The organism is Planctomicrobium limosum, assembly GCF_051465645.1.
Classification (GTDB): Bacteria; Planctomycetota; Planctomycetia; order Planctomycetales; family Planctomycetaceae; genus Planctomicrobium.
Genome location: NZ_CP195790.1, coordinates 4,965,962 through 4,981,985, shown reverse-complemented (window position 1 = coordinate 4,981,985; position 16,024 = coordinate 4,965,962). Strand labels below are relative to the sequence as shown.

General features: G+C 53.2%; 12 protein-coding genes. 6 read left to right on the top strand and 6 right to left on the bottom strand.

Features of this window, described 5'->3' with window-relative positions; all coding sequences use genetic code 11:
* From flgK to SH527x_RS18805, 5 genes are all read left to right on the top strand, one after another.
* Entirely contained in the window at nucleotides 1-1,974 is a 1,974-nt protein-coding gene (flgK, locus tag SH527x_RS18825; RefSeq protein WP_437192232.1) for a flagellar hook-associated protein FlgK, read from the top strand.
* Between the two features lie 41 nt (nucleotides 1,975-2,015).
* The gene (gene flgL, locus SH527x_RS18820) at nucleotides 2,016-3,455 is read left to right on the top strand and encodes a flagellar hook-associated protein FlgL (RefSeq protein WP_437192231.1); all 1,440 of its coding nucleotides are present in this window, start codon (nucleotides 2,016-2,018) and stop codon (nucleotides 3,453-3,455) included.
* A 62-nt stretch (nucleotides 3,456-3,517) separates the two neighbouring features.
* Nucleotides 3,518-3,835: an HDOD domain-containing protein gene (locus SH527x_RS18815; RefSeq protein WP_437192230.1), complete on the top strand. Its 318-nt coding sequence runs from the start codon at nucleotides 3,518-3,520 to the stop codon at nucleotides 3,833-3,835.
* Nucleotides 3,836-4,465: 630 nt separating this feature from the next.
* Nucleotides 4,466-5,491: a DUF1559 domain-containing protein gene (locus SH527x_RS18810; protein ID WP_437192229.1), complete on the top strand. Its 1,026-nt coding sequence runs from the start codon at nucleotides 4,466-4,468 to the stop codon at nucleotides 5,489-5,491.
* A gap of 111 nt (nucleotides 5,492-5,602) precedes the next feature.
* Nucleotides 5,603-6,031: a carboxypeptidase-like regulatory domain-containing protein gene (locus tag SH527x_RS18805; protein ID WP_437192228.1), complete on the top strand. Its 429-nt coding sequence runs from the start codon at nucleotides 5,603-5,605 to the stop codon at nucleotides 6,029-6,031.
* Between the two features lie 152 nt (nucleotides 6,032-6,183).
* On the opposite strand, the gene SH527x_RS18800 is transcribed toward SH527x_RS18805, so the two are convergent.
* The 3 genes from SH527x_RS18800 to pheT all read right to left on the bottom strand — a co-directional run bounded on the left by SH527x_RS18800 (nucleotide 6,184) and on the right by pheT (nucleotide 9,816).
* The gene (locus tag SH527x_RS18800; RefSeq protein WP_437192227.1) at nucleotides 6,184-7,161 is read right to left on the bottom strand and encodes an endonuclease/exonuclease/phosphatase family protein; all 978 of its coding nucleotides are present in this window, start codon (nucleotides 7,159-7,161) and stop codon (nucleotides 6,184-6,186) included.
* 32 nt (nucleotides 7,162-7,193) lie between these two features.
* Nucleotides 7,194-7,868, bottom strand: a complete 675-nt coding sequence (locus tag SH527x_RS18795) for an HAD-IA family hydrolase (protein ID WP_437192226.1) — start codon at nucleotides 7,866-7,868, stop codon at nucleotides 7,194-7,196.
* Between the two features lie 145 nt (nucleotides 7,869-8,013).
* The gene (gene pheT / locus SH527x_RS18790) at nucleotides 8,014-9,816 is read right to left on the bottom strand and encodes a phenylalanine--tRNA ligase subunit beta (protein WP_437192225.1); all 1,803 of its coding nucleotides are present in this window, start codon (nucleotides 9,814-9,816) and stop codon (nucleotides 8,014-8,016) included.
* Nucleotides 9,817-10,401: 585 nt separating this feature from the next.
* Here pheT and SH527x_RS18785 point away from each other — a divergent pair.
* Nucleotides 10,402-10,908 carry a hypothetical protein gene (locus SH527x_RS18785; RefSeq protein ID WP_437192224.1) on the top strand — a complete coding sequence of 169 codons (507 nt, stop codon included), beginning with the start codon at nucleotides 10,402-10,404 and terminating at the stop codon, nucleotides 10,906-10,908.
* Between the two features lie 185 nt (nucleotides 10,909-11,093).
* Here the strand turns inward: SH527x_RS18785 and SH527x_RS18780 are convergent, their stop codons facing one another.
* The 3 genes from SH527x_RS18780 to SH527x_RS18770 all read right to left on the bottom strand — a co-directional run bounded on the left by SH527x_RS18780 (nucleotide 11,094) and on the right by SH527x_RS18770 (nucleotide 16,022).
* The gene (locus SH527x_RS18780) at nucleotides 11,094-12,677 is read right to left on the bottom strand and encodes a S1 RNA-binding domain-containing protein (RefSeq protein ID WP_437192223.1); all 1,584 of its coding nucleotides are present in this window, start codon (nucleotides 12,675-12,677) and stop codon (nucleotides 11,094-11,096) included.
* A gap of 485 nt (nucleotides 12,678-13,162) precedes the next feature.
* Complete coding sequence (locus SH527x_RS18775) at nucleotides 13,163-14,479, bottom strand: SGNH/GDSL hydrolase family protein (RefSeq protein WP_437192222.1); 1,317 nt, start codon at nucleotides 14,477-14,479, stop codon at nucleotides 13,163-13,165.
* Nucleotides 14,480-14,600: 121 nt separating this feature from the next.
* Nucleotides 14,601-16,022 carry a DUF1501 domain-containing protein gene (locus SH527x_RS18770; protein WP_437192221.1) on the bottom strand — a complete coding sequence of 474 codons (1,422 nt, stop codon included), beginning with the start codon at nucleotides 16,020-16,022 and terminating at the stop codon, nucleotides 14,601-14,603.
* Between the last annotated feature and the right edge of the window lie 2 nt (nucleotides 16,023-16,024).

The window sequence follows — 16,024 nt, the reverse complement described above, 5'->3', positions numbered from 1 at the left end:
ATGTCGCTCTACAACATCGGCAACTCGGCCATTCGTGCCAACCAGATCGCACTTCAGACCATCGCGAACAATATCGCCAACGCCGATACAGAAGGGTATCACCGGCAGCGAGTCAGTCTCGCGGAATCGGTCCCTTATCAGTACGGTAGCTTGTTGATGGGAACAGGCGTCACGGTTCAGGGAATCAGTCGAGTCGTTGATTCTGCGACAGAACAAGCCATCGCTCTGACACTCTCGTCATCGGGCAAAGCACAGGTTCAGCTGGAGACCCTGCAAACTCTCGAAGGCTTCCTCACCCCTGGCAACAGTTCGCTGCAAAGTGCCGTCACCGACTACTTCAACAAAGTCGAACTCCTTGCTTCGACTCCCAACAATTCGACGCGGCAACAGGAAGTTCTGACAGCGGCACAAAACGTCGCCAATCAACTCAATTCGCTGCAGTCGCAGATGGATCAGTTGCAGTCGCAACTAACCGGCAAGATCACAGAATCGGTCTCGAAGGTGAATTCGCTGGTCGAACAGATCGGCACGATTGAAAAGCAGATTCAGACCGCAAAGGCCTCCGGTCGTTCGGCTCCAACTCTCGAAGATCAGCGAGACATTCTGGTTCAGGAACTGGGAAAGCTCGTTGACCTGAGTCCGGCATCGTTGAGTCATCCTGACAGCCAGATCTTGGCCGCTGGAGGTTGGATCATTGTTGGCCAGGATTCACCGAAGCTCTCGGTTCAACAGACCGCTGATGGCAAAGTGCAAGTTGTCTATGGAGCCAGCAAAACACCGATTCAACCAGTCTCCGGGGAGCTCGCAGGTCTTCTCGATTCTCAACACCAGATCGTTCCCGAAGTGCGAGCGGAACTGGAAGAATGGACACGCGCGTTCATCGCTGGCGTGAACAAACTCCAGGCCACAGGCATGGGAGCAGCTGGCCCACAAACCCTGGTTTCCAGCACGATCGGAAACGTGGATCCTGATGCTCCTCTGGCACAGGCGAACACGCTGTTCCCGATCAACAATGGTCTACTGGCGGTTTCGATCACCAATCAATCGACAGGCGAACACGAGACGTTCACGATCCCTGTCAACCCGAGCACGGACACACTGCGATCTGTCACGGATCAACTTGACGCCTTCCCGCATCTGAGAGCGACGTTGACGACCGCTGGTCAACTCACAATCTCAAGTGACTCTGGCTACTCATTCGACTTTGCCGGACGTCCTTCCTCAACGACAAACACCGCACTCCTCACTGGGACGACGATCCCCACCGTGAGTGGTGTCTATACCGGCGTTCAAAACACGCAGTTCGTAGTAACCGCTCAATCGAGTGGTCAGATCGGCGTGACGAGCCCGTTGCATTTGTCAATCACCGATGCCACCACCGGACAGGTCGTCCGACAGATCGACATCGGATCAGGCTATCCAGCAGGCCAGCCGATTGAGATTGCAGAAGGTCTCTCCCTTCGTTTCTCAACCGGCACGATGAACGCCGGCGACACGTTCACAATCGATGCCATTACCGATTCGGACTCATCAGGGTTCCTGACCGGAATGGGAATCGGCGGTGTCTTTCAGACGACGGACTTCCGCAACATCAAGGTCAACCCCGACCTCATCGCCAATTCCAAACAGCTCTCACTCGGCAGAACCGGAAATCCTGCGGATGTCGGCCAGCTGAATCGACTGATTGCTTTTCGAGAAACCAGAGTCCTCAATCATCAGGCAGAAACTGTCGAAGGCCGACTCGCTTCGCTAACCGCCAACATTGGTGTAAGCGTCAACCTTCAGCAATCTGTCACGGATCAACTCGACAGCCAGTACCAGCAATTGCGTAACCGTCAGGACTCGGTCTCTGGCGTCGATCCGAACGAAGAATTGCTCTCAATGCTGCAATTCCAAAGGGCTTTTCAGGCAAATGCCCGATATCTGTCATCAGTGAACTCAGCACTCGATGATTTACTCGGGCTCCTGCGGTAAGCCAGTCACCAGAACGGAATTCTAGACTCAGGCCAGACACGATGTCATTCCGGGTCACCCCTCACAGAAGCTATGAGCTTGGGATGTCAAATTCCCAGGCCAGATACGCTCATTCTGCAGTCTTGAATCAGCAGGTCTCATCCGGATTCCGTGTCAACAAGCCTTCGGATGACCCCGTCGCCCAGAAACTGATTCTCGGTCAGAACGCGCTGATTGCCCGGTTTGAAACGCAGCTGACGACAATCAACTCCACCAGAACAGTGCTCTCAGAGGCAAACTCGAGTCTGCTGGATGCTCAGCAACTGATGGTGAAGGCAAAATCGATTGCCCTCGACTCCAGCCAATCCGTTGAACCAACTGAACGAACGGCGTTCATCAACGAACTCGATTCGATTCTTGCTCAGCTTGAGCAGATTGCGAATTCTCAAATCAATGGGGAATACCTCTTCTCCGGAACACAACTGAATACGCAACCGTTCACAGGGATTTCCAGCAGCAACCCGATCTATCAAGGTAGCGATTTCTCGTCTGTATTGACGATTCCCGGCAGTCAGGTGATTCAGACGCATTACTCTGGGCGTGAAGTCTTTCAACCGTATGGAAGCGGTCAGCTCACGATCCTCGGCAACAGTCAGGTGCAAGCGGGAACAGGGACGTCCACCGGAACCGCGATCACAAAGCTGACGCTGAAACATACCAGCACCGCATATGCGGCAGGTTCAGGAGTTGAAGCTGGGACCGGCTCTGTAGACGGAGACACCATTCTCGGAGCCTCTGGTCTCCACAAATTGACAATCAACGACACATCAGGCAACGGATCCTCTGGCACCGTCTCGTTGAATGGAGGAGACGCGGTCAGCTTCACAAACGCTGACAGCAACCTGAAGATCACCGGACCAGATGGGGAAGTCGTCTTCATTAACACGCAGTCGATTACTTCCGGGTTCAACGGAACCGTGGACATCACTTCGAATGGAACGCTCTCCATTGATGGGGGCGCCACGCAGATTCCAATCGATTTCTCCGCGAATCAGATGGTCACCGGCTCAGCGCCCGGAGTCGTTCAGTACTTCAATACGACGAATGTGAAATCAACGGGAACAGCAGTCGTTGAGCCATCCGCATCGGCCGACGTCTTTCAGGCGGTCATTTCCCTGCGCGAGACGATCCTGAATTCAGAGAATCTCTCTGCCACAGACCGGGAGAACTCGTTCGAACGACGACTGCAGCAGCTCGATTCCGCCAGCAACAATCTGCTCAACATCATCGGAAAACAGGCCGTCTCACTCGAGAATCTGGACACGCTCGAAACTCGTGTCACCTCGCAGAAACTGAATGCCGAAACCATTTTGAGTGACGCGCAATCAACCGATTACTTCGCTGCGATTACGCAACTCCAGGAACAACAGAACCTGCTGATGTTCACACTGCAATCGCTGACAACACTCAGCAAAGTTTCACTCGTGGACTTCCTGAGATGAGTCCGCATCCAGTCGCGGCAACCAACTGAAGAACTCACAACGACGCTTGATCGAACAGAGCCATGGACTTTCGAAACCATCATCAGCCACACGAGATTTCGCAACCGCACTTCCTGTCGAATGTCCCTCGCGAGGAACTCGAATATGTGCTGGAGCTCTTGTCAGATGAAGGCGTCAATCTCAAAGACGTTGTTAGTCGACTGCAGGTCCATCCTGCTCTGGCGGTCCTGATCATCAAGTCGGTAAATGCTGTGAAGCTGGGCAATCAACAGAACATTCGTTCTCTCCAACATGCCATTGGATTGCTGGGATTGGACCGCACCAAACAACTCCTGATTGACAGCATCGCCGAAGCGAACGAGCGACAATTCTCGACCTGAACTCGTTCTGATTCAGACTGCCAATGAACTCCGCTGGCAGTAAATGACGCAAGAAAATCAGCTCTGACGAAGCTGGTCCGGCGGTGATCGACACCGGCAGGGACGGTCCTATTTACGTCTCGTCCGCCTCCCCGCGACAAACAAACTGAATCTCATTTTCTGCTTCGCTTGAGACATCTCTGGTCTCTTACCTTGGCGAGTTCCGCAGACTCGCCTCGCCTTTTCCCGTGATCTGTCTCAGGGACTTCCGGGATCGGGAACCAGCTGAAAGCCACCCCCACTCGTTTACAGGGGTCTTCCAACGACTTCTCGTCAGGCAGTCCCCTCAGCTGATCTCAACGGGGCTTCACTCAACGAGGTTTTCAACACCAACCTCGCCAAACACATAAACAACGCACCAATAGTCACTTACAACACAAAGTCCTATTCGATTCGCCCGCGAACACAATCGAACTTGCCGAAGTATTCCGCTGAATCTTTGTGCACTTTTTTTCCAGTCCCAGCTGGGCACTTCGGCAACATTGTCGTACAGACATATTCAACATATGATTACCCCTCTACGCGATTTATTCCCAACCGCACATTCTGCAATTGCCTACCTTTTTCCAATATTTTCAGGAACCTTCCGAGATGAACTCCCCGCTGAAAAAGCATCGAAGCACCGGCTTCACCCTGATTGAACTCCTTGTTGTGATCGCGATTATTGCGATCCTGATTGCCCTTCTCCTGCCTGCAGTACAACAGGCGCGTGAAGCCGCTCGCCGATCTCAGTGCAAGAACAACCTGAAGCAGATCGGTCTGGCATTCCACAACTACGCAGACACATTCGGCGTGTTTCCACCAGGAAACGTCGTTTCCGCTTCTCCGGCACATCTCAGCACATTCTGGGTTCACCTGCTCCCATACGTGGAATTTGCCAACGCCTACAACAAACTCGACTTCCGCCCAAGTGGGAGCTTGTTCTGGTTTGGGAGTGCAGTGTCAGCAGTGAATCGCGACGCTCTCAACGACACGAAAGTCCCAGCGTTCATCTGCCCTTCCAGTACACTCCCTGAAACTTCAACAGCCTCAAACCCATCTTCACAGACCACAGTCCTGCAGATGGGATCATATGTGGGGATTCGCGGAGCAAATGACCACCGCACTACCGACAACAATGCATTGCGTGGTCCAGTCTCACGCGGCGGTGTTCTGTTTCACAACTCCAGTACCAAGTTCCGCGACATGTCCGATGGATCCTCAAACACAATTCTGATTGGGGAGCAATCGAACTACACAAAGCTCGGTGGGAACCAACATAACGTCCGCTACGGTTCAGGACTCTGGATGGGATCAGAAGCAACCCCGAATGACGTCAATGGGAACGGCACCTATGGGTCCGGGACATCAACAACCAACTATCACCGGTGCTTCGGACTGACAACGATTCACCACAATGTTCCAATTAACTTGCAGAACGTCGTAGACCTCTCCTCTGGAGGAAGCGCTGGCTCCGCAGTTCAATGCTGCAACACCCCACTGCTCTCCCCACACACAGGCGGAGCTCACGTCCTGCTGGGTGATGGTTCCGTCCGCTTCGTGTCTGACAGCATCTTTATGCAGACGCTCAGGAATCTCGCAAACAAAGATGACGGCAACGTCGTTGGCGAATTCTAAGACAGTTCCGGTCGGATATTTGGCACACTTAAACCGTCTGTGATCAACAACATGGTTGATCACAGACGCGTTCATTTCACTCACGGTTCGAAACAAAGCCACCCAACAACGATGAAACAATTTCTTCTTGCCCTGACGATCTGTCTGGTCGCATTGCCATTCTCTGGATGTTCGAAGTCCAGCTCGAAGGAGCTGGGAACTCTCTCCGGCAAGGTTACCTATGATGGTGAACCTGTTTCCGAAGGAGAGGTCACCTTCATTCCAGCAGGAGAGGGTGTCTCTGTTCAGGTCAAAATCAAAGAGGACGGGACCTACAATGTCCAAGGGTCTGGAAATCCAGGCCTTTCACTGGGGGAATACAAAGTCACTGTCACCCCACCACTGATCGTCATACCAGACACAGCAACCAGCCCAGGTGGAACCTCACTTAAGCCGGTTAAAAACATTCCACCTAAATATCACAATCCAAACACCTCCGGGTTGAAGGTCACAGTTTCTTCAACGTCAGCAGAGACGTTCGACATTGAGATGAAGAAGTAATCCCGCAGGCCCCAATCATTGGGTCGCGAGAATGGTCGGCACTAATAAGAGAGCGGAATAGGTGTCCCTGCATTCAGGGCACCATTCCGCTTTTTTCATTGATCGCAAACATCGAGTGAATGCGAATGGAAAGCACACTGCTGGACCGCAGATCATCTTGAAGGTTCGGCGGCAGGTCCCGCATCTCGATTGACGAGAAACGCTCCTTCTAACGCACTATGATCAGACAGCGATGTCGTGATCTTACGATACCCGACCGGTGTGACACGTGAATTGAACCACATCTGATCAATCCGCAGGACAGGCAGCGGCACTGGCCAGGTTGGTGAATACCCACTTCCTGCAACTTCGTATAGCTCACGATGCGACTGACGCAAACCGGCATAATGAAGTGAATCGATTGGCGTATTGAAGTCGCCCATCACAATCAAATTCTGGTCTGCGTAGTCCGTACAGAACTCGGCGAGCATCTGCAGATCCCGTGACCGCGACCGTTTCAAATCCGAATCGATATCGACCAACAAAATTCGCCACAACTCTCCCCGTACTCTGACTTCTAAAGTACGTGCCGCTGAATTCCCTCCGAGCTCTCTCGGAACGGATTCACCGCTCTCTCCTTTGGCGAGCAGATACATATTGCTCCCTAACACGCTGACGCCGTATTCAGGTAGCGTCTCTCTCAATAGTGCTCGACGGTCCTCAGTCGCTCCAGTCAGTTCAACCAACCCGACAACATCGGCGTTGGCCGAGCGAATCTCATTCAAAGTCGCAGTCAGGTCATCTCGTCGTGCGACATTCCAGAACAGAACTCTCAACGGTTGGTCGCTTGATGTGACAACCGGTTCTGCACCCTGCCAGCGAAAATCCTGTGCGAGCAACCATGGAATCGTGATGACAAGAATGGCCGCACAAAGAAAAGTACGCCGATGTAATTTCGATGTGGAATACGCAAGGAAGCAAACGGCTCCCGCGACGGCAAGAATTGGCAACGGTGTCATGTAAAAGAACACGCCAGGAACGTGCCAGAAATCGCGAATCGTGACACGAAGAAGAAACCCAAGCACTGTGAAGAGACACAGTCCATTAACGAGGACCATCAGCAATCCAGCCGACGACTTTTTCTCTTCCATAGTCTCACCACATGTTCTCGCGATCAGGAGAATCAAGCCATTCCACAATAGTGCAGGACTTCTGGAATCGTCTGAATCGTCCCGGGCCCTGCGATCTCCGTCGTGAGATGTAGGGCATTCATCCCCACGTCAATCGATGCGGCGACATCAAGTTCGTAATCATCACCCACCATCAATATTTCATTCATCGCAACCGGCACAGCAGCAGCGATCGCAGCATAAAACTCCGGAGCAGGCTTCCGCCATCCTAATACAGATGACACAAACAGATGCTGTATTTCTTTCAGCTCCGCCTTCCCGTTGACGATCTCAATCAGACGCTCGTCAAAATTGGAGGCGATGCAAACGGTGACACCTCTTCTGGCAAGCGTCTCTAACGTCTCAGCCGTTCCCGGACTGACTCGCCAGTTTTCCGGCAGGGCGAAGTGTCGATACAACTCTTCAAAGCAGGCTGAAGGGTCAGACACTTCCCCGACAACAAACTGAACCGCATTCCGCCAGAATTCGCGTTCACTCGCTTCATCTGTCTGAAGGGTTGCCGGGCGCCCCGACATCAATTTGCGAAAGCGGACACGAATCTCATCAACAGAGACATCGTTCCCGAACTTCCTCGCAGCGTCGAAGTACACCTGAGAAACAGATGGTTCAGGGTGAATCAACGTCCCAACGGCATCAAAAACGACGCAACGAATTTGCTGGGACGCCATCACACTCAGTTCTTTGACAGGGACACAAGTTCGTTGCAATCGTAACTGGCCTCAACAGGCAATCCATGAAATGCATCAGACACCCGAAAGGTCAGGTGCCTGATGTAAACAGACTGGAGTTGAGCGACTTCAGTTGAAAGCGTACTTACTTAACGTTCAGAATCTTCAGTTCGGCAATAGCGACCGGGTGATCGAGACCGAAGCCAAGAATCACTTCCGGATGAAGTTCGCCAAGAACCCCGGACACTTCTCCATCGGTTTTCAATGCGGCAACGCGACCAGTGATGAACGAGCGATGATCATCAGCGGTGTAAGTGCCAGTCAACTGCAATTCAAACAGCAGTGCATCAACAACTGATCGCAGCGTTGCGTAACTTGCCTCTTTCCCCATGATCACAACAGAGAGGTGTCGTTCCTCTCGGGCACCCGTTTCCGCAGCCGAATCGAGAACGGTGACGTTATCAAGTTCGAAGAACTGCAGCGGTAGCGGAGCGCGGCGATTTTCACGCAGATGCTCCATCAACCCGGTCATCAAGTGAGACCGTACCACTGTCATCGCCTTCAGTTTCGGATTCGCAATCCGTGCGTAATGCTCCGGAACCGGCAGGCGGAATTTCCCGAAGTGCAGATCTTCCGTCGTCATCGGAAGACTCATGATCTCCGAGTATCCGAGTCCCAGCAGCACACTGCGAACCGGCTCACTCGCATCTTCTTCCGGACGTCCCAGGCCGGTCGTCGCCTGACTTGCCAGACTCGGCACAATGTTCTTGTAACCGAACCCGATGGCGAGGTCTTCAAAGACGTCGACCATATGTTTGAAGTCGGTTCGAAGGGCCGGGAAGCAGACCGAGAACCGGTTCGAATCACCTTGAACCGGTGTCGCATCCAACCGCATCCGACGGAGCGATTTCACCAGAGTTGCTTCATCAAGTGGCAACCCCAACCAGCGTTTGGCCGCACTCAGTTCAATCTCCATTGATCGTGGGCTCAGATCGGGCGAGACCAGTTCAGGCACATCGCCCCCGAGAATCTGAACAGTCTGAGCCGTCCCTCCTAACTCAAGCAACGACGAGACGAATGTATCCAGTGATTTGATCACCGCAGACAGGCTGATCCCGGTCACATCCACAAACAGGCGAGTCGACCCATGTTTTACCTTCGTCGATTCGCTGTTAATAATCGGCGGCATGGACAACACGGTCCCTTTGGCATCTTTCAGCACAGGATACCGCTTGTGATCAGCAAGTAATCGAGCGTATCCAATCCCCTTTGGATGCTTCTCCAGAACCTCACGCCCTGTCATCGGTTCGCCAGCGCGACCCAATGGTTCAAAGCGTTCCGTGTCAGGATCGATTGTCGTATAGGTGATCGGTCCTTGAATCGCATCAAGGTTATACACCCCGATTGACGCCAGCTTACGATCGCGGCCAACGCCCCAATGCAACGCTTCCTGCAGCTTCATCAACGAGACAAGAGTCACATCGTTAATGGCCGGCATTTCAATGACCGCACAACGAATGAACGGTCGCTGACAGTCCTCACTGTTCACCGCAGCGTCCACATTCACGACGAGCCCGGACGGAGTGGCAGAATACTCTGGCAACCCGTCGACCAGCCCCAGATAGCCTTTCAATGCGCGAGCGATTCCGCCCACGTCAAACAGGTCCGGGCGAGCGGCAAGAAGATCAAGACGAATGACGGTACTGCGTCCAACGCGTTCAAATGCGTTTTCCTGCTCGTACTCACACCAGTTGCAACGGCTGGTCGTGTCGGCACCAAGAGACGCCTCAACGATCTGTTCGCACTTCGGGCAACGAAAGCGATCAATTTCGAGCACATCGTCGACATCGCAGCCAATTTGCTCGAGCGAATCAGCCAGTTCTTCAACCGCGTAAGCACGCCCTAACAGTTGATTCAGCCAATCACTTTCGACACTGATAATCGGCACGTCACAAACTCCGCTCGTCGACCGTCCTGAAACGACCGTCTTTTAATGAACACTCAACTCCCGGCGTTCGTTCCACAGCCCATGCCTCTCAGCACGGCAGGCTTCTCCCGGGGTTGGTGCGAAATCACCTTGGCATCAACAGCAGATGTCCGGCACCTGACGTTAATCCTTGGGATAAACTAATATAAATCATGGGGTTACGGACTGACACACCAAAGAATCCGTTGCCGGAATCACTTTGAAAAAGTGCCCTCGCACCAGTGCACACGATAGACCAAACTGATCAAATTTTCATGCCTTCCCCATCGGATTTGTCAACTTTGATTGATCACCGTTCACGATAAAGCTGACTGACCATATCCGCAGGGTGGAATTCATCGTTTCCCCCTCAAAATGGGATTCCCTGATACAGACGACTGCAGATTCTTCCGTAGAATACCCGCAAGCCCGTCAATGAGGTGCCCCACGGACGCCGATGGCACCGACAACGAGTCGACCGGGAAACAGAGCAGACATGTTCCGGTTACAGCCTGACTTCGTTTAGTTAAGTGATCTGCCTGAAGAACCCCGGAAAGTCGACTCTGCATGGCAGAGATGCTTGGATTACCGAATTCACTCTGGGCCGCAGCTGCGATCTGGTTTGTGGTGATGCTCGTAACGAGCGTGGTGACCTTTGGCATCCTTTGGCTTTTAATCTGCCTGATCCCTGCTGACTTCTTCCTGCGTACAGGACATCGTCCACACGACCGACACCCCATTCTTCATGCAGCCTGGGTCGTGATACGGAACATCCTCGGAGCGGCCATGCTTGCGACTGGCATCGCTTTTTCCTTTCTTCCAGGGCCCGGTGTCCCGTGGCTCCTCTTGGGGCTGGCGCTGATGGATCTTCCCGGCAAACATGAATTTCTGAGAAAGGGCCTGCGGATGCCGTCAGTCCAACGGAGCCTGAACTGGCTCAGACGAAAAGGAAACTGCTGTGAGCTCAAGTTCCCCGAACACCATCACTCAGGTGAAACGGGCCATCCCGACGCTCATCAAGTTGATGTTCACCAGCGGGACGACAGCAGCCATCAGACACAAGATCACAAATAGTCCACGCTTCACAATCGCTCACACCGCTGGTTTCATGTCACATGACTGGCACACCCTTGGTGTAACACCGAACTGCCAACAAAAAAAGCAGGGGAGCCAACCGTAGCTGACTCCCCTGCTCTGCTGATTTCTCAGACTCGAATGCACTCTCTCAGATCACCTGAGAGCCTGCATTTCAACTCATATTACGAATTGAAGTCACGAGGATTGCCAAACAATCCACCGCGCTGCTTTGGATCGCCGGTTCCGCCCTTGAGAGGCTCTTTGCGTTTCCGCTCGTAAGCCTGACCTTTGCCCGGAGACAGATCTTCGTCTTTAGGACGAACCATCTCAGGTGGCTTCTCTTTCAGAGCTTTCGCTGACAGGCTAATCCGCTTCTTTTTCGGATCGACTTCGATCACCTGAACCTCAGCAGTGTCGCCGACGTTCAGAATCTCGGTCACTCGTTTGATACGTCGATGCTCCAGTTCACTGATGTGAATGAGGCCTTCGATTCCCGGCTCAAGCTCAACAAATGCACCAAAGGCTTCAACACGAGTGACCCGACCGGTCACAGTGCTTCCCTGAGCATACTTGTCTTCAGCTGATCGCCATGGGTTCGCTGAAAGCTGTCGCATGCCGAGGCTAATTCGGTTCTTCTCACGATCGATTGAAAGAACCTTAACCTCGATCTCCTGACCTTCCTGCAGAACTTCTGAAGGATGTCCGATGCGGACCCAGCTCATCTGAGCAACTGGCAGGAATCCGTCCATGCCGCCGAGATCAACAAACGCACCGTAATCTTTGATCGTTTTAACACGACCGGTGCGAACCTGATCCGGTTGAATTTCGTTAAGCAGATCCACCTTCAAGGCTTCACGCTCTTCAGCCAGCAGAGCCCGACGGCTCAGAACCAGCTTGCGTTTTGCAGGGTTCACTTCCGTCACCCGAACGCGGAATTTCTGCCCCACATAGACGTTCAGGTCAGCAACGAATCCGATTTCAACCTGACTTGCCGGAATAAATCCACGCAATCGACTGACTGTGACTTCCAGACCACCTTTGTTCGTCTTGGTGACGACGCACTCAACGACCTGATCCGGAGCAATTGAATCCCAGTCGCCCTTCACTTGTGAAGTGCCGCGAGGACGATTGGCAACAATCAGACCTTCTGCTTCGTCAATCTTGTCGAAGACGACTTCCAGAGTGTCTCCAACCTTCGGTGGGTTCTTGGCGTCGAACTGACGAAATGGAACCGCCCCGGAAAGACGCAGGCCGAAGTCGACAAACACGCTGTCGCCGCTGACGGACTGAACAACGCCGGAAATCTTCTGTCCCGGAGTCAGCTGTTCGAGATCCGTTGCAGGCGCAGCAATCGGAGCGGCCGAATCAGGCAGACTTCCACCGGTCATAGCAGCTTCAATCGCTGCTTCGATCGAGGCTTCAATTGGTTCTGCACCTGGAATCTCAACTGCTTCAGCTGGACCTGGAGGAGTCGCATCTTTGGCTGACGGAGCAGCAACCTGACTGACGACTTCTGCAATTGCCGCTTCAACATCAGCATCGTTCGCAGCTGGAATTGAAACAGGTGCTGCGTTCGCTGCTGGTGTCGCTGCTCCTCCCAGAGAAGGAACAGCTCGGGCATCCTCACTCCCAAGCGGATTCAATTGGATCTTCCGCTTTCCTGCACTTTCAGCAGCGGATTCAGCATCCGTTGGCGGTACTTCTGGCTCTGCCTGGGAAGCGGCGACCAAATTATCATCTTGAGGCGGGGTGTTTTCTGTGCTCATGCCACGTCGACCTAAATCGTCTTACTACCGTTCAGTAAACTCACGTTTTCGCTGCCGGGTAGTAAATGAATACTGGGAACTACTTCTGACCGGCAAATCTGCATGACTCATCGGAATCATGTTTGCTGCTGATTCCAGACTGGAATCAGCATTGTTGCCGAGACGAACATGAAACGACACACACTGTTGTCGGATCCATGACGCTGGGGTCAATGCCCCGTCGCTGATACTCAAACGCCCCCATCATACAGGAACGGGAGCGTTTCGAGAATCCGCCGCGAATTGTCTTGAATCCGATAGGACAAACGCAAGTCCCGTTGATCGGATTCATTCCGGAAATTCCGGGATCACTCCAAGTGAGCTTGGCCCAAAATGCAGCGTCTTTTCAGTGAAAACGCTGCATTTTCAAGCCCTTTTCCCCGAATCCCACGCCTTTCACCAGTGAATTAACAGGAGCTGACGTTCTTCTCGCCGCCAGAGATACACTATTTTTCCGGGAACAATTCCATCAGTGCATCAGCAAACAGCGTCATGCCGTTCGGGTCTGGATGGTTGATGACATTGGTCATCAGAGTCGTATAAGGGACTCCCTGTCTCCACAAACGCCCATATCGCAGCGAGCCTTCAGCGACAGCAATGTTGTGCTTCGAAGCGAACTCTCGAATCCATTTCACATATGGACGTGGGTCAGCATCAATGTCTCGTTCGCGAGTCAGTCCCATCCAGTCAGGTCGAACATAGTGTGGAGTCAGAATAATCCACTCAGCGCCAATCCCCTGAAAGTCATTCAGAATCTTTGAGTAATTCTTCTCTGCAACCGCAGGCGGAAGCCCAGCATCGTTGACGAACTCGGAAATCACCAGATCCGGCTTTGCCCCTAACACAGTCTCCTGATAGTTGTGCAACTCACCGGCCGGAACGCCAAGGTAACTGCTGGTATTACGCCCGCCCCAGGCTTCGGTGACCAGTTCGATCTTCGCGTTTGGAAACCGCTTTCGCAGCTTTTCAACAAACTGCACCTGCCAACGAGTCTTCTCGAAGTCTTTCAGGTATGTCGCCTCTGTCACACTGTCTCCCCAAGCGAGAATTCGCAGTGGTTCCCCTGCACGAATTTTCGCCATCGCCTTGGGAATCTGCTGTTCAGCAATACTTGGAGAAACCGGCGCGGCCTGTGGATACATTGTTTCCAGAATTGGAAAGAGATTGTCGTCGGTCAGCTTCGTGATCAGCCCCGGTATCCAGACATTTGCGAGTCGCTTTTCGCCATTGGCGATTGCTGGGGGAAGATTGATGCAGGTCGCGGGAGCACCTTCCCGGTAAACGATTTTCTGATCCCCAGTCAGGACCACAGAATCCAGACGTGAAAGACCATGCCGGTAACTGAGATAAACAGGTTGCCCTTCGCGAATCGCACCGCCCGGCAACCTCCCGATGGTTCCCCAGCTCATTTCAACGTCGTAGTCCTTGCCGAGAACAAACGCCGGACTCGATTCATCGGGACCAGCGCGAACGACAAGACTTTCCGGAACGAGCAAAAATCGTGTTGTCAGTTCCTGATTTCGCACTCCCTGCAGCTTCGCTCCACGAGCATAGCCAGCAGTGTTCGCGTTGTATTCCGGGAGACCTTTGTGCTCTTCAGCGACGACAGAAACGACGGGAGCCGCAGGGACTTCCAGCGTCGCACTGATTTCAGATCGATTACCTTCAGCGGGAAGAACAGCATTGATCTTCCAGTCGCCACTCAACTTCAACTGGACTGGAACATCACCCTGAGCGACAGCGCCGCTGAGCATGACCGTCATTGCGATCAGCCCAGTCAAACGCGCGCAACAAAAGCTTGGAATTCGCACTGCAAATCTCCCTGAAGGTCCTTCAGTCGAAACACAAACGTTTCAGGGAGTCTGCAATTCCTCGGCGATCACGTCAACCAGTAACCAACTTTTTATAGAACGAACCTTCATTCACAGTCGGACGTTCTGGACGGCCTTTGTAGAAGTAGGTCAGTTCCATGTTGGAGATTCCCAACAGGTGCAGAATACTGGCGTGCAGGTCATGAACATGGAGTCGATCTTCGACGGCTCGCAAGCCCATCTCGTCGGTTGCTCCAATGGTCTGTCCCCCCTTAACGCCCCCTCCGGCCATCCACATTGTGAAGCCGGTCGGGTTGTGGTCTCGACCATCCCCCTGCTCTGACATTGGAGTACGACCGAACTCACCGCCCCAGACCACCAGCGTTTCGTCGAGCAATCCCCGCTGCTTGAGGTCTTTCAACAAACCTGCAACCGGCTTGTCCATTGCTGCACACAACCGGGAGTGGTTCGGTTCAATCCCTTTATGGGCATCCCATTTACTACCGGCTCCATGATAAAGCTGTACGAAGCGGACACCGCGTTCAACCATCCGTCGTCCCAGCAGACACATCCGCCCGTAACTCTCGGTTTCTTTCTGATCCAGACCATAGAGAGCCTGAGTCTCAGCTGTTTCCTGCGAGAGATCGACTGCTTCCGGCGCTTCAGCCTGCATCCGAAAGGCCAGCTCATAGCTGCGAATTCGAGCGTCTAATTCAGACTGCTGAGCATGTGCTGCCGCGTAATTCTGATTCAACGAGGTCAGCAGATCGAGTTTCCCCTGCTGAGCAATTGAACTGACCCCTTCCGGAGTGTTCAGATTCGGAATCGGCTGACTCCCTTCAGTGAGATGCACCCCCTGATAGACCGCAGGCATAAACCCTGCACTCCAGTTGCGCGGGCCATTCACAACAGAACTCTTATTGTCCTGCATCACAACAAACGCAGGCAGATTCTGATTCTCACTTCCCAGGCCATAGGTCACCCAACTCCCGAGAGAAGGACGCCCCCCCAGCATGGAACAGGTATTCATCTGGCAGACACCAGCGGAGTGGTTGATCCCATCGGTCCAGCAGGATCGAATCACGGCGATATCGTCCACACATTGTGCGGTGTATGGCAACCAGTCCGACACCCAGGTTCCAGACTGCCCGTACTGCTTCCATGAGCGTTTTGATCCCAGCAACGGAGCATGGAACTCGCCCATTGCCGTGATCACGGTTCCGAAACTTTCTGGAAGATGTTGCCCCTCAAGCCGGTTCAATTCCGGTTTTGGGTCAAACGTATCCATATGGCTCGGGCCCCCTTCCATGAACAGGAAGATGACACTCTTTGCTGTCCCTGGTAGATTCGGAATCGGGTTGAGTTGCGCAGCCCCTTCAGCGCCGGCTCTGACATTCTTGCTGGAACTCATGCCTGCCAGCGCAAGGGCACCAAATCCGGCACCACTACGTGCCAGAAATTCACGTCGAGTTCGTGGGATGTGAATATGTTGCATGG